General features: G+C 72.1%; 21 protein-coding genes and 1 riboswitch. Of the genes, 15 read left to right on the top strand and 6 right to left on the bottom strand.

The genetic code is table 11. The features are described 5' to 3' along the window. Window positions 1-67: 67 nt before the first annotated feature. On the top strand, window positions 68-1,003 hold the full coding sequence (locus tag ABIA33_RS25810) for a chitinase (protein WP_370084863.1): 936 nt from the start codon (window positions 68-70) through the stop codon (window positions 1,001-1,003). Here ABIA33_RS25810 and bioD read toward each other — a convergent pair. From bioD to bioB, 3 genes are read right to left on the bottom strand one after another with little or no spacing between them, the layout of a single operon-like run. Next, window positions 993-1,826: a dethiobiotin synthase gene (gene bioD / locus ABIA33_RS25805; RefSeq protein WP_370084942.1), complete on the bottom strand. Its 834-nt coding sequence runs from the start codon at window positions 1,824-1,826 to the stop codon at window positions 993-995. The genes ABIA33_RS25810 and bioD overlap by 11 nt on opposite strands. Window positions 1,827-1,841: 15 nt before the next feature. Continuing rightward, window positions 1,842-3,158, bottom strand: coding sequence for an adenosylmethionine--8-amino-7-oxononanoate transaminase (locus ABIA33_RS25800; RefSeq protein WP_370084862.1), 1,317 nt, complete (start codon window positions 3,156-3,158; stop codon window positions 1,842-1,844). Further along, a complete protein-coding gene (bioB, locus tag ABIA33_RS25795) occupies window positions 3,155-4,264 on the bottom strand; it encodes a biotin synthase BioB (RefSeq protein WP_370084861.1) in 1,110 nt (369 codons plus the stop codon). Before bioB ends, ABIA33_RS25800 begins: the two co-directional genes overlap by 4 nt. A 187-nt stretch (window positions 4,265-4,451) precedes the next feature. On the opposite strand from bioB, the gene ABIA33_RS25790 reads away from it, so the two are divergent. From ABIA33_RS25790 to ABIA33_RS25775, 4 genes are all read left to right on the top strand, one after another. Next, on the top strand, window positions 4,452-5,372 hold the full coding sequence (locus tag ABIA33_RS25790) for a hypothetical protein (protein ID WP_370084860.1): 921 nt from the start codon (window positions 4,452-4,454) through the stop codon (window positions 5,370-5,372). 85 nt (window positions 5,373-5,457) lie between these two features. Then, window positions 5,458-5,658, top strand: coding sequence for a hypothetical protein (locus tag ABIA33_RS25785; RefSeq protein WP_370084859.1), 201 nt, complete (start codon window positions 5,458-5,460; stop codon window positions 5,656-5,658). Then, entirely contained in the window at window positions 5,655-6,824 is a 1,170-nt protein-coding gene (locus ABIA33_RS25780) for an 8-amino-7-oxononanoate synthase (RefSeq protein ID WP_370084857.1), read from the top strand. The genes ABIA33_RS25785 and ABIA33_RS25780 overlap by 4 nt, the downstream gene beginning before the upstream one ends. Window positions 6,825-6,938: 114 nt before the next feature. After that, the gene (locus ABIA33_RS25775) at window positions 6,939-7,931 is read left to right on the top strand and encodes a Gfo/Idh/MocA family protein (protein WP_370084856.1); all 993 of its coding nucleotides are present in this window, start codon (window positions 6,939-6,941) and stop codon (window positions 7,929-7,931) included. 78 nt (window positions 7,932-8,009) lie between these two features. On the opposite strand, the gene ABIA33_RS25770 is transcribed toward ABIA33_RS25775, so the two are convergent. Further along, window positions 8,010-8,498, bottom strand: a complete 489-nt coding sequence (locus tag ABIA33_RS25770; RefSeq protein WP_370084854.1) for a C40 family peptidase — start codon at window positions 8,496-8,498, stop codon at window positions 8,010-8,012. 2 nt (window positions 8,499-8,500) lie between these two features. Next, a riboswitch (cyclic di-AMP (ydaO/yuaA leader) is annotated at window positions 8,501-8,651 on the bottom strand. Between the two features lie 674 nt (window positions 8,652-9,325). Here ABIA33_RS25770 and ABIA33_RS25765 point away from each other — a divergent pair. The 6 genes from ABIA33_RS25765 to ABIA33_RS25740 all read left to right on the top strand — a co-directional run bounded on the left by ABIA33_RS25765 (window position 9,326) and on the right by ABIA33_RS25740 (window position 14,027). Beyond that, window positions 9,326-9,628: an urease subunit gamma gene (locus ABIA33_RS25765; RefSeq protein WP_370084853.1), complete on the top strand. Its 303-nt coding sequence runs from the start codon at window positions 9,326-9,328 to the stop codon at window positions 9,626-9,628. 35 nt (window positions 9,629-9,663) lie between these two features. Next, complete coding sequence (locus ABIA33_RS25760) at window positions 9,664-9,975, top strand: urease subunit beta (protein WP_370084940.1); 312 nt, start codon at window positions 9,664-9,666, stop codon at window positions 9,973-9,975. After that, window positions 9,968-11,746 carry an urease subunit alpha gene (locus tag ABIA33_RS25755; protein WP_370084852.1) on the top strand — a complete coding sequence of 593 codons (1,779 nt, stop codon included), beginning with the start codon at window positions 9,968-9,970 and terminating at the stop codon, window positions 11,744-11,746. The genes ABIA33_RS25760 and ABIA33_RS25755 overlap by 8 nt, the downstream gene beginning before the upstream one ends. Window positions 11,747-11,819: 73 nt before the next feature. Next, a complete protein-coding gene (locus ABIA33_RS25750; RefSeq protein ID WP_370084850.1) occupies window positions 11,820-12,494 on the top strand; it encodes an urease accessory protein UreF in 675 nt (224 codons plus the stop codon). Window positions 12,495-12,516: 22 nt separating this feature from the next. Further along, entirely contained in the window at window positions 12,517-13,191 is a 675-nt protein-coding gene (gene ureG, locus ABIA33_RS25745) for an urease accessory protein UreG (protein ID WP_370084849.1), read from the top strand. Beyond that, a complete protein-coding gene (locus tag ABIA33_RS25740) occupies window positions 13,179-14,027 on the top strand; it encodes an urease accessory protein UreD (RefSeq protein ID WP_370084848.1) in 849 nt (282 codons plus the stop codon). The genes ureG and ABIA33_RS25740 overlap by 13 nt, the downstream gene beginning before the upstream one ends. 7 nt (window positions 14,028-14,034) lie before the next feature. On the opposite strand, the gene ABIA33_RS25735 is transcribed toward ABIA33_RS25740, so the two are convergent. Next, window positions 14,035-14,874, bottom strand: a complete 840-nt coding sequence (locus ABIA33_RS25735; RefSeq protein ID WP_370084847.1) for a helix-turn-helix domain-containing protein — start codon at window positions 14,872-14,874, stop codon at window positions 14,035-14,037. Between the two features lie 49 nt (window positions 14,875-14,923). Here ABIA33_RS25735 and ABIA33_RS25730 point away from each other — a divergent pair, with 49 nt between their 5' ends. From ABIA33_RS25730 to ABIA33_RS25720, 3 genes are all read left to right on the top strand, one after another. Beyond that, entirely contained in the window at window positions 14,924-15,364 is a 441-nt protein-coding gene (locus tag ABIA33_RS25730) for a DUF2000 family protein (RefSeq protein WP_370084845.1), read from the top strand. Window positions 15,365-15,417: 53 nt separating this feature from the next. Next, window positions 15,418-15,930 carry an NUDIX domain-containing protein gene (locus tag ABIA33_RS25725; RefSeq protein ID WP_370084844.1) on the top strand — a complete coding sequence of 171 codons (513 nt, stop codon included), beginning with the start codon at window positions 15,418-15,420 and terminating at the stop codon, window positions 15,928-15,930. A gap of 90 nt (window positions 15,931-16,020) precedes the next feature. Continuing rightward, a complete protein-coding gene (locus tag ABIA33_RS25720) occupies window positions 16,021-17,007 on the top strand; it encodes a zinc-binding dehydrogenase (protein ID WP_370084842.1) in 987 nt (328 codons plus the stop codon). Here ABIA33_RS25720 and ABIA33_RS25715 read toward each other — a convergent pair. Then, window positions 16,997-18,478 carry an MFS transporter gene (locus tag ABIA33_RS25715; protein ID WP_370084841.1) on the bottom strand — a complete coding sequence of 494 codons (1,482 nt, stop codon included), beginning with the start codon at window positions 18,476-18,478 and terminating at the stop codon, window positions 16,997-16,999. The two genes, ABIA33_RS25720 and ABIA33_RS25715, sit on opposite strands and share 11 nt — an antisense overlap. Before the next feature lie 136 nt (window positions 18,479-18,614). On the opposite strand from ABIA33_RS25715, the gene ABIA33_RS25710 reads away from it, so the two are divergent. Continuing rightward, entirely contained in the window at window positions 18,615-19,328 is a 714-nt protein-coding gene (locus ABIA33_RS25710) for a TetR/AcrR family transcriptional regulator (RefSeq protein ID WP_370084840.1), read from the top strand. The last annotated feature ends 9 nt before the right edge of the window (window positions 19,329-19,337 follow it).

Below are 19,337 nucleotides of genomic sequence, written 5' to 3'. Positions count from 1 at the left end.
CACGATCCTCGACAACGCTGTTAGGAAACCTTCCTAACGATAGTCGCACCGGATCTGAAAGGTCGTCATGGCCAAGTCCACCGCGCGTACCGCCGCCCTCGCCGCCGCCGCTCTCACCCCCGCGCTGGTGCTGCTCGCCGGCGCCGTGCCGGCCCAGGCATCGGGCTCGTTCCCCACCCACTACGCGGCTCCCTACCTGCAGATACAGGGCAGCGACGCCGGAGACATGAGTGCCGATCTCAAGGCGACCGGGACCAAGTACTTCACGCTGGCCTTCCTGACGCCCAAATCCGGCTGTACGCCGATGTGGGAGTACAACAACGACTCGCTCGGCGCCTTCACCTCGCAGGTCAACTCGCTGAAGTCGGCGGGCGGCAACGTCATCGTCTCCTTCGGCGGAGCGTCCGGCGGCGAGCTCGCCCAGACCTGCAAGTCGGTGACCAGCCTGACCGCCGCCTACGCCAACGTCGTCAAGGCCTACGGCACCCGCCTGGACTTCGACATCGAGGGCGGCGTGCTGGACGACACCGCGTCCAACTCCCGCCGGGACCAGGCCCTGGCGGCGCTGCAGAAGGCCAACCCCTCGGTCCAGGTCGACTTCACCCTGCCGGTCGACCCCACCGGGCTGCCGTCCAACGCCCTCAACCTGCTCAAGGACGCCAAGAGCAAGGGCGTCAAGGTCAACCTGGTCAACATCATGACCATGGACTTCGGCGACGGCCAGAACGCACTGAAGGACGCCGAGTCGGCCGCCAACGGTACCGAGGGGCAGCTCGCCGGGCTCTACGGCGGCACCTCGGCCCAGGTCTGGAACAAGATCGGCCTGACCCCGATCGCCGGCCGGAACGACGACAACGAGAACTTCACCCAGTCCAACGCCGCCACGCTGGAGAGCTTCGCTGCCGCCAAGGGCGTCCAGGAGCTGGCGTTCTGGGAGGTCGACGGTTACGACAAGGGCACCGGCTACGCCTACTCGCGGATCTTCAACAAGATCACCGGCTGAGTACGCGCACCCCGTCCCACACCCCACCCAGGGTGGGCGCGAGCGAGGAGCGGGCCGTGGCCAGGAGGGAGGCCCGGTCCGCTTCCTCTTGTCCTCGTCCGGCGCCTTGTCCTTGGCCGGAGCCGGGCCGCGGTGGGGTGACACAGCGCTCCGGCATCGCCCCCAGCAGCGGGGCGTCCGCCACCAGCGGCAGGTCCGCGAGATTGCAGCGGGCGGCGAGGTCCGGTTCCGCCGGCCAGGCGCCGATGACCAGGCCGAGCAGCCGCACCCCTCGCGCCCGCAGGGCCTCGGCGGTCAGCGCGGTGGTGTTGAGCGTGCCCAGACCCGGGGTGGTGACCAGCAGTACCGGGGCGTCGAACCCCAGCGCCCGCAGGGCGGCCGGCACGTCCGCGAGGGTCGAGCCGTCGGTGTCGAAGCGGACCAGCAGCCCGCCCGCGCCCTCGACCAGGACCAGGTCGTGCGTGGCGGCCAGCAGGGCGGCCTCCCGGGCGACCTGCTCAGGCGTCACCGGTGCCAGCCCGCTCCGGGCCGCGGCCGTCGCCGGAGCCAGCGGCTCCGGATAGCGGGCCAGTTCGCCGCAGGTCAGCTCGTCCCCGACGAGCCGTCGCACCTCGTCCACGTCACCCGGCTCGCCGGGTGCCACGCCGGTCTGCGCGGGCTTCAGCACCGCGACCTTCCGCCCCTCGGCCAGTGCCAGCGCGGCGACGGCGGCCGTCACGACGGTCTTGCCGATCTCCGTCCCGGTGCCGGTCACCAGCACGATGCCCCGGACGCTCGGCCCTCCTTGCCCGCCGGCGCTCAACCCGTCGGTCGGTCCCACGATCGCTTCCACGTCCGGTCAGCCCTCCTCGGCGGCGGCGACCACCCCGGCGCACAGCGCGGCCAGGTCGTCGTCACCGGTGACATACGGCGGCATCGTGTACACGAGGTCCCGGAACGGACGCAGCCACACCCCGGCCCGCGCGGCGGCCCGGGTCGCGGCGGCGACGTCCACCTCGTGGTCGAGCTGGACCACGCCGATCGCGCCGAGCACCCGCACCTCACGCACCCCGGGCAGCCCGGACGCCGGGGCGAGTCCGTCGAGCAGCCCGGCCTCGATGCGCTTGACCTCACCCCGCCAGTCCTGGGCGAGCAGCAGCTCGATCGAGGCGTTGGCGACCGCGCAGGCCAGCGGGTTGCCCATGAACGTCGGCCCGTGCGCGAGCACCGGCACCTCACCCCTGCTGATCCCGGCCGCGACCTCGCTGGTGCACAGCGCGGCGGCCAGGGTCAGGTAACCGCCCGTCAGCGCCTTGCCCACGCACATCACATCCGGGGAGACCCCGGCGTGGTCTGCGGCGAACAGCGCGCCGGTACGGCCGAAGCCGGTCGCGATCTCGTCGAACACCAGCAGCACGCCGTGCTCGTCGCACAACCGGCGCAGCACCCGCAGCAGCGCGGGGGAGTGGAAGCGCATCCCGCCCGCGCCCTGCACCACCGGTTCGACGATCACCGCCGCCGCCTCCGCCGCATGACGGCCGATCAGCTCGTCCAGGTGCGCGACGTAGGCGGGTTCCGGCTCGGCGTCGAAGCCGTCCGGTGGGGCGTCGGCGAAGACCTGCCGCGGCAGCACCCCGCTCCACAGGTGATGCATTCCGCCCTCGGGGTCGCACACCGACATCGGGTGGAAGGTGTCGCCGTGGTAGCCGCCGCGCCAGGTCAGCAGGCGCTGCTTCTCCGGACGGCCCACCGATCGCCAGTACTGCAGGCACATCTTCGCGGCGACCTCGACCGCGACCGAGCCGGAGTCGGCCAGGAACACGTGCTGCAGCGGTTCCGGAGTGATCTCCACCAGGCGGGCCGCCAGCCGGACGGCGGGCTCGTGGGTGAGGCCGCCGAACATGACGTGACTCATCCGGCCGAGCTGGTCCCGAACCGCCTCGTCCAGCACCGGGTGGCCGTACCCGTGGATCGCCGACCACCACGAGGACATGCCGTCGATCAGCTCGCTGCGCCCTTCGACGGGCTGCGCCAGTCGCAGCCTGACGCCACGCGCCGACTCCACCGGGTACGGGGCGATCGCTGCGGGCATCGCCCCGTACGGGTGCCAGACGTGGGCCCGGTCCAGCGCGAGCAGGTCCTGCGGGTCCAGGCCCGGTCCGGGGCGCGGGTTCACGCGTTGGGCGGGAGGTCGGTGCCCGTGCCGCGGCGGCGCACGGAGACCAGGTCCTGGCGGCTGGCCTGCTCGTCCGGCTGCCGCACCGAGGCGGTGTCGGCCGCGCGGTCACCGTGCAGGGTCTTCTCGTCGGTGCCCTCGACCACGAACCCGGCGTCCGCGATCATGTCCAGGTCGGTCTGCCCGGCCTGGCCCTCGCTGGTCAGGTAGTCGCCCAGGAAGATCGAGTTGACCAGGTGCAGCGCCAGCGGTTGCAGGCTGCGCAGGTGGACCTCGCGCCCGCCGGCCAGCCGGACCTCGACGTCCGGGCAGACGAAGCGGACCATCGCCAGGATCCGCAGGCAGCGCTGCGGGGTGAGGTTCCACTCCTTCGCCAACGGGGTGCCCTCGAACGGGATCAGGAAGTTCACCGGCACCGAGTCGGGGTTGAGCGCGCGCAGCGCGAAGACCACGTCGACCAGGTCGGCGTCGCTCTCCCCCATGCCCGCGATCAGCCCGGAGCAGGCCGACATGCCGGCGGCCTGCGCCTGCTGCACCGTGTCCACGCGGTCCGCGTAGTCATGGGTGGAGCAGATGTCGCCGTACGTGTCCTCGGAGGTGTTCAGGTTGTGGTTGTAGGCGTGGACGCCGGCGTCGCGCAGCCGCGTCGCCTGGCCGTCGGAGAGCAGGCCGAGGCAGGCGCAGATCTCCACGTCCTCGTTGTCGGCCTTGATCGCCGAGATGGTGTCGGCGACCCGCTCCACGTCCCGGTCGGTCGGGCCGCGCCCACTCGCCACCAGGCAGACCCGCTTGGCGCCACCGGCCACGCCCGCCTTCGCGGCGGCGGCGGCCTGGTCCGGCTTCAGCCAGGTGTACTTGAGGATCTCAGCCTTGGATCCGAGCCGCTGCGAGCAGTAGGAGCAGTCCTCGGGGCACAGCCCGCTCTTCAGATTGACCAGGTAGTTGAGCTTCACCCGGCGGCCGAACCACTGGCGGCGGACGCGGCCGGCGGCGGCGACCACGTCGAGCAGGTCCTCGTCGGAAGAGGAAAGGACGGCGAGGGCCTCCTCACGGGTGGGGAGTTCGCGGCGCAAGCCCTTGGCGACGAGGGAGTCGAGCAGATCCATGGTGGTGATCCTGCCGGTCAGGGCGGGTCGGCCGCCACTGCCGAACCTGCCAGAAGATCTGCCCGCGTGGTTGCCCGGTTGTCACAGAACTTCCAAATCGACCCTCCGGCGACGTTCGATTCCTCACACGACTGCTCACAGGAGACCCCTGGCCAGGCACACATATCGAACCCATACACTCATCCGCATGACCACGACGGGGGAGCAGCACGACATCCCTGCCGACCGGGTACGCCGCCGTGCGCCCCGAACACTCGCGCTGGTGGGACTGCTCGCCACTGCGGCGGCCGGGGCGACCTGGGCCGAGGTCCACTTCGCGGGCCGGATACACGCCGAACAGCAGGCGGCCGTCGACGGTGTCTCGCAGGACAGCGCCGGGCTGCAGAGCGGCAGCACCACCGCGGGGAGCGGCGGCGCCGACCAGACGACCCTCGACGTCGTCCTTCCGCGCACCGTCGGCTTTCCCGCGACCCTGACCAGTCCTGAGGGCTATCGGGGCACCCGCTACAACGCGTTCCGAAGCGGCGGCGACTGCGCCAACGCCTTCGCCCCGCAGGCTCCGGCGACGGTGACCGGCGGCTGCAGCGGCTATCTGACGGCCGACTACGTACGCATGGACGACCACGCGGTGTACTCCTCCGTCACGGTGCTGTACTACGCGGACGCTGCGACGGCGGCGCGGGTCGCCGGCGCGCTGAACCCGGCCGGGACGGCCCTGGCCGATCTGCAGTTCCAGCAGCCGGCCGGCGGACTTCCGGCGACCGTGTCCCACGCGAGCCCGTCCGCGTCCGTGACGCCGTCACTGACCGTTCAGCGGGGGACGCCGGGGACCGCGCAGACCTCGGTCCCGAGCGGCTCGCCCACGACGTCGCCGTCGCCGTCGAGCAGTCCGACGGCCGCGCAGCCGACGTCGCAGGACCCGGACAGTGCGGCGACGGAGATCCATGTCGCCGCGATCGGCAGGACGGTGGCCATCGTGCAGTCGGCCTTCGCCGACGGCCGTCCCGCAACGGCGGAGCTCGACACCCCTACCTGGTTCCTCTCCTATACCGTGGCCTCCGCGCTCGCCTGGCAGACGGACCAGTCCAAGGCGACGCCGACCCCGTAGGCCGGACACCTCAGGTCGGACACCTCAGGCCGGACACCTCAGGTCGGACCCCTGCGGCCAGACCCGTCAGGTCCTGCACCCTAGGATGGCCGCTGTGGAGCCCGAACCGTACTGCGACGCCGCTCAGCCCCCCGCCGAGCGGCGAAGTCCGGCCGCGCCCGGCGCCCCGGTCGCCGACTGCGTGCTCTGCGGCGAGCCGACCGACTATCCGGCCGACACGCCGGGAGCACCGCTGTGTCCGGTGTGCGAGTGGCAGCAGGCCCAGCGAGGAGCGTGTTCGGGTTGACCGGGATCGACAAGACAGCGCAGCTCACCTCCCCGTTCGACTGGTTGGACGACGCCGCCGAGCGGCGCCGCAGTGCCGGCCTGGTCCGCACCCTGCGCCCCCGCGCCGCGGACGAGCAGCTTCTCGACCTGGCCGGCAACGACTACCTGGGCCTGGTGCGCCACCCCCGGGTCACCGGCGCCGCCGCCGACGCGGCCCTGCGCTGGGGCGGCGGCTCGACCGGCTCCCGCCTGGTCACCGGCAGCACCGCGCTGCACGCCGAGCTGGAGGCCGAACTCGCCGCCTTCTGCGGTGCGGAGGCCGCGCTTGTCTTCTCCTCCGGCTACACCGCCAACCTCGCCGCCGTCACCGCGCTCACCGACGACGACACTGTGATCGTCTCCGACGCGCTGAACCACGCCTCGCTGATCGACGGTTGCCGGCTCTCCCGCGCCCGCGTCGCCCGGGCGGCCCACCGCTCGCCGGACGCCGTCCGGGCCGAGCTGGCCGTACGGTCCGAGCGCCGGGCACTGGTGGTCAGCGACTCCGTCTTCTCGGTGGACGGGGACGCCGCCCCGCTCGCCGAGCACGCCGCCGCCTGCCGCTCGCACGGCGCCGCGCTGCTCGTGGACGACGCACATGGACTGGGCGTGCTCGGCGAGGGCGGTGCCGGTGCACTCGCCGCAGCCGGCCTCGCCGGTGCGCCCGACGTGGTCGCCACCGTGACGCTGTCCAAGTCCCTGGGCTCGCAGGGCGGAGCGGTCCTCGGCCCGCGGCGGGTGATCGAGCACCTGGTGCAGTCGGCCCGCACCTTCATCTTCGACACGGGACTGGCGCCCGCCGCGGTCGGCGCTGCGCTCGGCGCCCTGCGGCTGATCCGCGAGGAACCGGAGCGCGCGGAACGCGCCCGCCATGTGGCGCGGGAGTTCTCGACCCGCCTCGCCGCGAGCGGCCTCGACGTGTCGGTACCGGACGCCGCCGTGGTGTCGGTACGGGTGCCCGCTCCGGAGACGGCGCTGGCCTGGGCCACCGCCTGCCGGGAGCAGGGCCTTCTGGTCGGCTGCTTCCGCCCGCCGTCCGTCCCCGACCGCTGGTCCCGGCTGCGGCTGACGGCCCGCGCGGACCTGACGGAGGACCAGATCGGCCACGCCGTGGAAGTGATCGTCAGGACCGACCCGCGGCGCTAAGACCGGTCGGTCTGACCGGTCGGTCTGAAACGCCGCGAGCGCGGATGAGGGCATGGCTAGGCCTTCGGTGGACACCGCTGGACGGCGGCGGTGCCGGCGCGGTGGGATGACCTCATGACTCAGAAGATCCGTTGGGGCATCCTCGCCACCGGCAGCATCGCCGCCGACTTCACCCAGGACCTGCAACTGCTGCCGGACGCCGAGATCGTCGCCGTCGGCTCGCGCACCGAGGCGTCCGCCCGTGCCTTCGCGGACCGCTTCGGCATCCCCCGCGCCCACGGCAGCTGGGCGGCGCTCGCGGCCGACGACGACGTCGACATCGTCTACGTCGCCACCCCGCACCACGCGCACCGCGAGGCGGCGGCGCTCTGTCTGGAGGCCGGGCGCGCCGTCCTGTGCGAGAAGCCGTTCACCCTCAATGCCGCCGATTCCAGGGAGCTGACGGAGCTCGCCCGCAGCCGCGGCCTGTTCCTGATGGAGGCCATGTGGATGCGCTGCAACCCGGCGATCCGCAAGCTGGTCGAGCTCGTGGCGGACGGGGCCGTCGGCGAGGTCGGCACCGTCCAGGCCGACTTCGGCCTCGCCGGTCCGTTCGACCCGGCGCACCGGCTGCGCGACCCGAAGCTGGGCGGGGGAGCGCTGCTCGACCTGGGCGTCTACCCGGTCTCCCTGGCCCACCTGCTGCTGGGCCGCCCTGAGAGTGTGTCGGCCTGGGCGAAGCTCACCCCCGAGGGCGTGGACGCCAACACCGGCCTGCTGCTCGGCTACGAGTCCGGCGCGCTGGCCACGCTCAGCTGCGGCCTCGTCGCGGCCACGCCCGTGCGCGCCGTCGTCAGCGGCCCGCTCGGGCGGATCGAACTCTCCGCGCCGTTCTTCTGTCCCGACCGCATCTCGCTCTACCGGGGCGAGGGCGAGTCGGTGGAACCGGAGGTGTTCGAGCTGCCCCGCACCGGCGTCGGCCTGGCACACGAGGCCGAGGAGGCCATGCGCTGCCTGCGCGCAGGACTCCTGGAGAGCCCCTTGGTGTCCTGGCAGGACACCCTGGAGGTCATGGAGATCCTCGACGCCGCCCGGGCGCAGACCGGAGTTCGCTACCCGGGCGAGTGACGTCGGCAGCCCTCCGCCGCAGAGCGTCAGCCGGCCGGGTGCAGGCGTCAGGGGGGCAGGCGTCAGGGGGGGCAGGCGTCAGCCGATCCGCCCGAACCAGACCGAACCGGTCCAGATCCGCTCCAGCTTGACGTACGAGCCGGAGTGCGGGGCGTGCCAGATCCGGTTGTACCCGGCATAGATCCCGACGTGGTAGACGTAGCTGCCCGAGTGGAAGAACACCAGGTCACCGGGGCGCAGACTGGCCCTGGAGATGTGCCGGACGCTGTTGTACTGGGCTTGCGCGGTGCGTGGCAGATTCTTGCCGGCGTGCTTGAACGAGTAGTACGTCAGGCCCGAGCAGTCGAACCGGTTGGGGCCTGCGGCGCCGTAGCTGTAGGGGTCGCCGTGTTTTGATGCCGCGATGCTCAGGGCCTTGGCCTCGATCGTCGCGGCATCGGCGGGGCTGTTCGCCAGCAGGGTGCTGCCGGCCACGGCGGCCAGCGTGAGCGCTGAGGTGACCCCGGCCCGCCAGCGGCGGCTGTTCAGGTTCCGCTTCGGGGCATGGGTGATCGCGGACGCAGTCATGCGCTTCCTTCCGGAACCGCCTACGAAAGGTCTCCCTGTCGGGTTCGGGCTCCGAAAGCTGCCCGGCCACGTGGTGGCTTCACCCCAAGGGACGGTCCGGCCGTCCCGCCTTGATTGGGTCTCCCGCTCTCGCCTGTCAGGTGTGTTGTGCACCTGGCGTCCGACCGGTGGCGAGACTCGGCGTCCGGCCGGACCGCCCCGCCTGGGTGGCGGGGACTTTCTGTTCGGCCGTCAGTATTGCCACGTTCTTATGGGATCTTCACGTCGCGACGGCCTTTTGTGACTCTTGTCACCTCGGGTTTCGGGATCGGATTCCGGTTGTTTCCAAGGGTGTTGATAAATTTCACACGGATCTCGGGAATATGGCCTGACCTGCGATGACGCCTCGTCAGACGCTGATAGGGAGTCAAATCTTCCGCCTATTAGGGGCGTTCGCCGATCACTCGTCGAGGTGATCTCCCAGGAGTTCCCGTGATCTCCCGGTGATCTTCCTGGTGATCTCCGGTGAGTATCGGAGTCCGGTATTCCGCCGGCTCGTCGATCATTCGCCCGAGCGCCCGATGGCACCGCTCCGCTGCCGGTGGCGCGAGGCGGATCCGGCTCGTGCCTCTGACCTTCCGAGCCGCCGGTCCGCTAACGTGTCGGCACACGATCCACCCCGCCGGGCGCGGATCGGACGTGGTGGCGGCGGGCAGTGCGGCCCGTGTGCGACGCCGACCACGGCCGGTACCCCCGCCGCGTCCCGACGGCCTCCCGCGGCACGACGGCGTGCCCGCGTCCCCTCCCCCCAAGCAGCCTGCATGGGACGCCCCCAGAGGTGATCGCCGATGAGACTCTCCCCGCACGAGCAGGAACGCCTGCTCATCCATGTGGCCGCAGACGTCGCCAGGGCCCGGCGCGAACGCGGACTGCGCCTCAACCACCCGGAGGCGGTTGCGATACTCACCGTCCACGTCCTGGAGGGCGCGCGCGACGGCAGGACCGTCGCCGAGCTGATGGAGTCCGGGCGCAAGGTGCTGTCCCGCGCCGACGTCATGGAGGGGATCCCGGAGATGATCCACGACGTCCAGGTCGAGGCGACCTTCCCCGACGGCACCAAGCTCGTCACCGTCCACGAGCCGATCGCATGACCGCCGCGCCGACGGCTCCCGGTGTCGTCCCCGGGATCATCCCTGGAGAGGTGCTGCTCGCGGACGGAGAGGTCGGGCTCAACCTCGGCCGCCCCGTGACCACCCTTGCCGTGGTCAACACCGCCGACCGCCCGATCCAGGTGGGCTCGCACTACCACTTCGCCGAGGCCAACCCCGGTCTGGACTTCGACCGGGCCGCCGCCCACGGCCGGCGCCTCAACATCCCGGCCGGGACCGCGGTCCGCTTCGAACCCGGCATCCCCGCCGAGGTCGAGCTCGTGCCGCTGGGCGGACGCCGCGAGGTGCTGGGCCTGCGCGGCGAGACGAAGGGAAGCCTCGATGACTGACGCCCGCGACGCCCGCGACTCCCGTGACGGCCGCGACTCCCGCGAGCCCGCACTCTCACTGACCCGCCGCCGCTACGCCGACCTCTACGGCCCGACCACCGGCGACCGCATCCGCCTCGCCGACACCGACCTGCTCATCGAGATCGAGCAGGACCTCAGCGCCGGCGGCGACGAGGCCGTGTTCGGCGGCGGCAAGGTCATCCGCGAGTCCATGGGCCAGTCCCGCGCCTCCCGCGCCGAGGGCACTCCGGACACGGTGATCACCGGCGTGGTCGTGCTCGACCACTGGGGCATCGTCAAGGCCGACCTCGGCATCCGCGACGGGCGGATCACCGCCCTCGGCAAGGCGGGCAACCCGGAGACCATGGACGGGGTCCACCCCGACCTGGTCTTCGGCCCCGAGACCGAGGTGATCTCCGGCAACGGGAAGATCCTCACCGCCGGGGCCGTCGACGCCCATGTCCACCTGATCTGCCCGCAGATCTTCGAGGAGGCCCTCGCCTCCGGCGTCACCACCCTCCTCGGCGGCGGCACCGGACCCGCCGAGGGCAGCAAGGCCACGACCATCACCCCCGGCGGCTGGCACCTGGCCCGGATGTTCGCGGCGGCCGAGCAGTACCCCGTCAACTTCGGCCTGCTGGGCAAGGGCAACACCGTCAACGCCGAGTCCATGCGGGCGCAGCTGCGTGCCGGAGCCATGGGCTTCAAGATCCACGAGGACTGGGGCGCCACCCCCGCCGCCATCGACGCCTGCCTCAACGTCTGTGAGGAGACCGGCGCGCAGCTCGCCATCCACACGGACACCCTCAACGAGGCCGGCTTCGTCCAGGACACCCTCGCCGCCATCGCCGGGCGCGGGGTCCACGCCTACCACACCGAGGGCGCAGGCGGCGGCCACGCGCCGGACATCATCACCGTCGTCTCGCAGCTCAACGTGCTGCCCAGCTCGACCAACCCGACCCGCCCGCACACCCGCAACACCGTGGACGAGCATCTGGACATGCTGATGGTGTGCCACCACCTCAGCCCCAGCGTGCCCGAGGACCTGGCCTTTGCCGAGTCGCGGATCCGCCCCTCCACCATCGCCGCCGAGGACTTCCTGCACGACCTCGGCGCGATCTCCATCATCAGTTCCGACTCCCAGGCGATGGGCCGGGTCGGCGAGGTGGTCATGCGCACCTGGCAGACCGCGCATGTCATGAAGCGCCGCCGAGGGGCGCTGCCCGGAGACGGGCCAGCCGACAACAACCGTGCACGTCGCTATGTCGCCAAATACACCATCAACCCGGCGGTGGCCCAGGGCCTGGCCGCCGAGATCGGCTCCGTCGAGACCGGGAAGCTCGCCGACCTCGTCCTGTGGACCCCCGCGTTCTTCGGCGTCAAACCCGACCTGGTCATCAAGGGCGGCCAGATCGCCTGGGCGCAGATGGGCGACGCCAACGCGTCCATCCCCACCCCGCAGCCCGTGCTGCCCCGTCCCATGTTCGGCGCCATCGGGCGCGCCCCGGCGGCCAACTCGCTCAACTTTGTCACCGGCTCCGCTTTGGACGACGGCCTGCCCGAACGCCTCGCCCACGACCTCGGCATCGGCAAGACCTTCACCGCCATCAGCAACACCCGCGGCGTCACCAAGGACCATCTCCACGAGAACACCGCCCGCCCCGAGGTCACCGTTGATCCCGACACCTTCACGGTGCGGATCGACGGTGAGATCGTCGAACCCCGGCCTGCCACGGAACTCCCGATGGCGCAGCGCTACTTCCTGTTCTGATCCCTCTTCCGACCCGCCGCCTCACTCCGTACTTCTCACTCCACCCCTGACTCCACCGACACCCGGGACGGTGATGAACCCAGCACTCCTGCTCCTCTCCGACGGCCGCTTCCCGGCCGGGGGCCATGCCCACTCCGGCGGTGTTGAAGCCGCCGTGAAGGCAGGGCGTGTCCACGACGCCGCGACCCTGCACGGGTTCTGCACCGGACGCCTGCACACCGCGGGACTCACCGCCGCCGCGCTCGCCGCGGCGGCGGCCCGCGGCGACCTGGACCCGCTCACCCTGGACGACGCCGCCGACGCCCGCATCCCCTCCCCGGCGCTCCGCGCCGTCTCCCGCCGGCTCGGCCGCCAGCTGATCCGGGCAGCCCGCACCATCTGGCCCGACCCGACCCTCGACCAGCTCGCCGCCGACCGCCCACGCGGCGCCCACCAGCCCGTCGTCCTCGGCCGCACCGCAGCGGCCGCCGGACTCAGCCCGCACGACGCCGCGTCGGCCGCCGCCTACGACAGCGTCTCCGGACCGGTCACCGCCTGCGTGCGACTGCTCGGCCTCGACCCGTTCCAAGCCACCGCCGTCCTGGCCCGGCTCACCCCTGACCTGACCACCGTCGCCGCCGCCGCCGATCGGGCCGCCGAAGCCGCAGCCCACGCCGGAACCGACGCCCTCCCCGCCGCCTCCGCGCCCCTGCTCGACCTCTACGCCGAGCAGCAGGCCGCCTGGGCGGTCCGACTCTTCGCTTCCTGAATCCCCTCAGCAAGGAGCTCCCGTGCACCGTGACCACGACCTGCCCGCGCCTCTGCCGGGCCTTGACCCCCTGCGCCGCGACGGCCGCCGGCGCGCCCTGCGGATCGGCCTCGGCGGCCCCGTCGGCTCCGGCAAGACCGCCACCGTCGCCGCCCTCTGCCGCGTCCTGCGCGACGAGCTCTCCCTCGCCGTCGTCACCAATGACATCTACACCACCGAGGACGCCGAGTTCCTGCTGCGCCACGCCGTCCTCCCACCGGAGCGGATCACCGCCGTGGAGACCGGCTGCTGCCCCCACACCGCGATCCGCGACGACATCTCCGCCAACCTCGAAGCCGTCGAGGACCTGGAGGCCGAAGTCGGCCCGCTCGACCTGGTCCTGGTCGAGAGCGGCGGGGACAATCTGACCGCGACCTTCAGCAAGGGCCTGGTCGACTTCCAGATATTCGTCATCGACGTCTCCGGCGGCGACAAGATCCCGCGCAAGGGCGGTCCCGGCGTCTCCAGCTCCGACCTGCTCGTCATCAACAAGACCGACCTCGCCCCGCTCGTCGGCGCGGACCTCGACGTCATGGCCCGCGACGCGCGGACCCAGCGCGGCGAGCTGCCAGTGGTCTTCTGCTCCCTCGCCACGGTGGACGGCGTCGCCCCCGTCGCCCAGTGGGTCCGCGCCCGCGTCGCCGAGTGGACGACGTGACCCCGGCCATCAGCGCCATCGCCGCCGCCAACGTCACCGCAGCGGGCGTTGCGGCCGGCAGCACCGTCCGGGCGGTCGCCCGGATCACCGCCGCCCCGGACGGACGCGGCGGCACGGCCCTGCCCCTGCTCGCCGGCGACGGGCCGCTCGCCGTCCGCCGAACCACCCACCCGGACGGGCCCCCGGCGGCCCAGGTCACCCTCGTCGGTGCGATGGCCGCGCCGCTCGGCGGCGATCGGCTGCGGATCGAGGTCCACGTCCAGGCCGGCGCGCGGCTGCGGGTCACCAGCGCCGCCGCCACCGTCAGCCTGCCCGGACGCGTCCCCGCCCCCGCGCATTACGAGCTCGACCTGCGCGTGGACGAGGGCGGAGTACTGGAGTGGCTGCCCGAACCCGTCATCGCCGCAGCCGGCAGCGAGTTGCGGATGACCACCCGGATCACCCTCTCCGGCGACGCCCGGCTGCTGCTGCGCGAGGAACAGATCCTCGGCCGCAGTGGCGAGACCCCCGGCCGCCTCAGCTCCCGGCTGACCCTCCGTCACAACAACCGGGTCCTGCTCGACCAGCACACCGACCTCGGGCCGGGCGCCCCGGGTTGGGACGGCCCCGCCGTCCTCGCCACGCACCGCGCCCTCGGCCAGATCGTCCTCTGTGACCCCGACCTCGCCCACCGACCCCCGGCCGCGGAGCTGTTGGGCGTCCCGCCGGCGGAGGCCGCCCTGCTGCCGCTCGCCGGCCCCGCCGTCCTGCTCACCGCCGCCGCCCCGGACGGCCTACTGCTGCGCCGCGCGATGCGGCACAAGTCGACCGACCGTCTGCCGAGCCGTCCGGTCTGAGCTCGTCCTACCTTCCGTGCGCGGGCCTGAGGCGGTCATGGGTAACCGTGCGGGCGTACCGGCCGGGGGTGGTACCCACGATTCGCTTGAAGTGCCGGGTGAGGTGGGACTGGTCGTAGAAGCCCGCGGCGCTCGCCACCTCGCGCGGTGGCTGTCCGTCGAGCAGCAGACGGCGGGCCAGGTCGATGCGGCGGGACACCACGTACTGGTGCGGGGCGATGCCGAAGACGCCGCTGAAGGCGCGGACGAGATGCGTGGGGTGGGCGTGGACCAGTCGCGCGGCCTCGTCCAGGGCGATGCCTTCAGTCAGTCGTTCGTCGAGGAGGTCACGCAGGGTCCGGGCAACGCTGAGGTCTGGCACGGCACCGCCGAAGGCCGACGCGCGGCGCAGCTGCCCGAGCAGGTGCCCGCGAAGCCGCTCGCCGATGAGGGCCAGCCTGCTCTCCGCCTCGAACTCGTCGCCCCGGTTCGCCAGGGCTGTGTGCAGCTGGCCGACGCGTCTGCGCAGGACGGGGTCGGTGAGGTCCGGCCCGTCCACCGCAGGCCCGATGAAACGCTGGTCCAGCTGTGTCATGTCGAGGTAGAGCACGCGCTTGCGAAAGCCCTCCGGGGTGGCAGAGGAGCCGTTGTGCGGCACGTGCGGGGGTAGCAGACTCACCGTGCCGTTCGGTGTGCCGCGCTCATGGCGGTCCAGGTCGTAGCGCACCGCGCCGTCGTCGACGATCAACAGAGTCCAGGCGTCGTGGACGTGCATGGGATACGCGTGCTCGGTGAAGTGGGCGTGGAACACCTCCACGACACCCGCGACCGGCGGGCGCCAAGCGGAGACCTCCTGCTGTGGCATCACGCAAAGAACGTACAAGACGGAGAAGGCATGCGACCCGCAGTCTCGACGTATGGGAACTGAGAACGAAACGAACCCGACTGTCCGCTTCGACACCAAGATCGCCGTCCTGCTGCGCGACGACCTTGAGTCCTGGCAGCGGCTGAACGTGACCGCCTTCCTGGTCAGCGGGCTCGGCACGGCGTCACCTGAGGTGATCGGAGAGCCGTACACGGACGCCGACGACACCGTGTATCTGCCGATGTTCCGCCAGCCCGTGCTGGTCTTCGAGGGGACGAAGGAGACGCTGACCGCCGCGCAGGGCCGTGCGCTGTCCCGCTCGCTACGGATGGCCGTGTTCACCTCGGATCTGTTCGGGACGGGCCATGACCAGGACAACCGCGCGGCTGTCCGGGCGGTGCGCAGGGACGGGCTCGATCTGGTGGGGATGGCGGTATACGGGTCGCGCAACGCGGTGGACAAGGTGCTCAAGGGTGCGCGGATGCACCCCTGAGGCTCCGCACCCTACGCCGCCCTCCATTTGCCGGTCGGTCTAAGGTGTTACTGATGAGCATCGAGCGAGTACCGCGCCGCGCGGCACGCATCCTGGTCCTCGATCCCGACGGCGCGGTCTTCCTCCAACTCCACGACGACGTCGAGATCGGACTGCACTGGGTCCTGCCGGGCGGTGGTCTGGACGAGGGCGAGGACGCGCTCGCCGGCGCCCTGCGCGAGACCGTCGAGGAGACCGGCTGGACGGACGTCGTCCCCGGCCCGGCGCTGTGGATCTGGGAGCACGACTACACCCGCGCGGGCGTCCCCACCCGACAGCGCGAGGTCATCTTCCTCGGCTCGGGCCCCCGCCGCGACCCCGTCGGCGACCTGAGCGACTCCCACACCCTCGACGGCATCATGACCTGCCGCTGGTGGACCCCCGACGAGCTGGCCGAATGCCCCGACCTGCTCTGGCCCCCGCAACTCGTCACCCTCCTCGCCGACCTCCGCCGCGACGGTCCGCCCGCGCACCCCCTCGACCTCGGCTACATCCCCAACGCGGTCGAACCAGGGCCAAGGTCCTAGGCCCTCTGCGGCCGGAGGCCGAGGTGGTCGTCGGCGGGCGGGCCTAGCGTGGGGGCGATCGCCGGAACCGCCGTGGAAGGGACCACACCCATGCGCGCCATTCGCCTGCACCAGTACGGCGCCCCCGAGGAACTGCGGCTGGAGCAGCTGCCCGACCCGGTGCCGGGACCGGGGCAGTTGCTGGTCGACGTCGAGGCGGCCGGGGTGCAGTTCGTCGAAACCCAGATCCGGGCCGGGAGGATGGCCGGTACGCCGTTGGCCCCCGCCGCCCTGCCCTGGGCACCCGGCCGCGAGGTCGGCGGCCGGGTGGTCGCCGTCGGCAGCGGCGGCGACGCGGCGCTGATCGGCCGTCGGGTCGCCGGGCAGACCCCGAGCGACGGCGGGTACGCCGACCGGGCCTTGCTCGCGGCCGCCGACGCGCACCTGCTGCCCGACTCCGTCGAGACCGGTGACGCCGTCTCCCTGCTCGGCACCGGCCGCACTGCGGTCGCGCTGGTCGAGACCTCCGCGATCGGCCCGGGCGACACCGTCTTGGTGGAGTCGGCCGCCGGCGCGGTGGGCGCCCTGCTGCTCCAGCTCGCCAGGACCGCCGGCGCGGCGCGGATCGTCGGCCTGGCCCGGGGCAAGGCGAAACTCGACCTGGTACGCGAGTTGGGCGCGGACGCCGCCATCGACTACAGCCTCCCCGGCTGGACGGACCAGGTCCGCGCCGCCGCCCCCGAGGGCGTCACGGTCGCCCTGGACGGCGTGGGCGGAGAGATCGGCCGGGCAGCCTTCGACCTGCTGGCGGACGGCGGCCGCTTCGTCGCCTTCGGCTTCTCCAGCGGCGACATCACCAGGACGGCACCCGAGGAGGTGGCGGACCGTCAGCTGACGGTCTCCTCCTACTTCGGGCCGCCGACCGGCAACCGGGGACCGGCGGCGCAGCGCCGGCAGACCGCTGAGGCGCTGGCGGCCGTCGCCGAGGGCCGGCTCCGTCCCCTGGTCGGCCGACGCTTCCCGCTCGCCGACGCCGCCGCGGCGCACACCGCGATCGAGTCCAGGGAGACCGTCGGCAAGACGCTGCTCATACCGTGACGGTCGCGGGCTCCGGTTCAGGCCGCGCCATCCGCGGGAGGCCGAAGGTGAGTCCGGCGGAGGCGAGCAGCGCGGCCGCCGCGCAGCCCAGGGTCCAGCCGGTGGCCTGGACGAAGCCGTGTCCTGCGGCCCAGCTGAAGAAGCCGGTGCCGAGGGCGGCGACGCCGATCGAGCCGCCGAGCTGCTGGACGGCGTTGAGCACGCCGGACGCGGACCCCGACTCCTGCTCGGCCACTCCGGCCAGGGCGATGTCGAAGAACGGGGCCATCAGCAGGCCCATGCCGATTCCGGTGACCAGGAGCCCGGGGATGAGTTCCCAGCTGGTGATGTGCAGGCCCCAGTGGGCGAAGGAGGCCCACAGGCCGAGCACGCCGAGGGTCATGACGAGCAGTCCGGCGTGCATGACCCGGCGTCCGTACCGGGGGCCGAGCACGGCCCCGGCGGGGATCGCGCCGGCGACGATGCCGAGCGACAGCGGGATCATGGTGGAACCCGCGTGCAGCGCGGTCCAGCGGGAGCCGAGCTGCATGGCCAGGGTCAGGGTGAGCATCAGGCCGCTCATGGCGGCGAAGAAGACCACGCCGACGCCGAGCGCGGCGGTGAAGGCACGGTTGGTGAACAGGCCGGGTTCGACCAGCGGGGAGCCGCCCGCGCGGTGCACCCGGCGCTGGTACCAGCCGAAGCCGCCGAGCACGGGCAGCGACCCGGCCATGGACAGGTACGTCCAGAGCGGCCAGCCGAGCTCTCGGCCCTGGACCAGCGGGTAGACCAGGAGCAGGACGGCGGCACTGAGCAGGACCATGCCGGGCAGGTCGAGCCGGGTGGCGTCGGTGCTGCGGGTGTTCCCGGGGAAGAGCCGGGCGCCGAGGACCGCGGCCAGGAGGCCCAGCGGCACGTTGATCAGGAAGATCATGCGCCATCCGGTGCCCGGCAGGTCAGCGGTGACCAGGAAGCCGCCGAGGGTCGGACCGAGCACCGAGGACAGGCCCATGACCGGGCCGAACGCGGCGAACGCCGCGCCGACCTCCTTGGGCGGGAAGACTTCACGGATGATGCCGAGGCCCTGCGGGATCATCAGGGCGGCGAATCCGCCCTGGACCGCGCGGGAGCCGATGAGCATCCCCGAGTCCGCGGAGACGGCGCACAGCGCGGAGCAGAGTGTGAAGCCGATGGTGCCGATCAGGAACATCCGCCTCCGGCCGACGAGGTCGCCCAGTCGGGCGCCGGTGATCAGCAGGACGGCGAAGGTGAGGGTGTAGGCCGCGCCGATCCACTGGATCTGCGAGGTTCCGCCGCCGAAGTCGTTCCGGATGGCGGGTGAGGCGACGCTGACGATCGTGGTGTCGAGCAGGTCCATGATCTCGGCGACGAGGACGACGCCGAGGACGAACCAACGCCAGCGGTAGCCAGGTGGTTCGGGTTCGGTCGCGTGAAGCCGGTCAACAGGCAGTGCGTTCTCGGTGGTCGTCATGGGATTCCCCCTGGGAAAGGTTGCGGCGGCGAAGGCGAACAGTGTTCGCTCGTTACGAACACCGTTCTACTGGCGAACGCCGTTCGTGTCAACTAGGGTGAACGGATCCAGACCGCGCAGCAGCGAGGAGCACCGCATGACCTCAGCCGCCAGGCCCCCCTGGCCCAGCCCGTGGGACGCGGAGCCGCGCACGCCCAAGCGCCGCACGCTCAGCCGGGAGGCGATCGTCGAGGTGGCGCTCGGCATCGTCGACGCCGAGGGGCTGGAGGCGCTGAGCATGCGCCGCATCGCGCAGGAGCTGAACACGGGACCGGCATCGCTCTACGCCCACGTCAGCAACAAGGAGCAGCTCGTCGAGCTGCTCCTCGACCGGGCGTACCGGGATCTGCGGCACCCCTTCCCCGATCCGGAGCAGTGGCGCACCCAGGCCAAGGAGTTCCTGCGGCAGTGGCGCGACAACCTGGTCGCGCACGGGGACCTGGCGCGCGCCGCGATGCAGTCCAACATCCCGACCACGCCGCACGCCCTCGACGCGGCCGAGAGCATGCTCGCCCTGCTGCGCGCGGGGGGCCTGTCCGACCAGGTCGCCGCGTACGGGGTGGACCTGCTGGCGCTCTACGTGGTCTCGTCGGCCTACGAGCAGAGCACGCGCACCGGGCCGAACGCCGAGCCGGATCAGTCCCAGGCGTATCTCGACGGCATCCGGGGCTTCTTCGCCTCGCTGCCGGGGGACCGCTATCCGGTGCTGACGTCGATGGTCGCCGCGCTCACCCGCGACTCGGGCGACGAGCGCTTCGACTTCGGCCTCGATGTGATCATTGCCGGTCTCCTCGCGCGCGAACCCGGGTAGGGGCACTCT

Origin of the sequence: Streptacidiphilus sp. MAP12-16, assembly GCF_041262165.1 — a bacterium.
GTDB lineage: Bacteria > Actinomycetota > Actinomycetes > Streptomycetales > Streptomycetaceae > Streptacidiphilus.
This window is presented reverse-complemented; position numbering and strand designations above follow the sequence as displayed.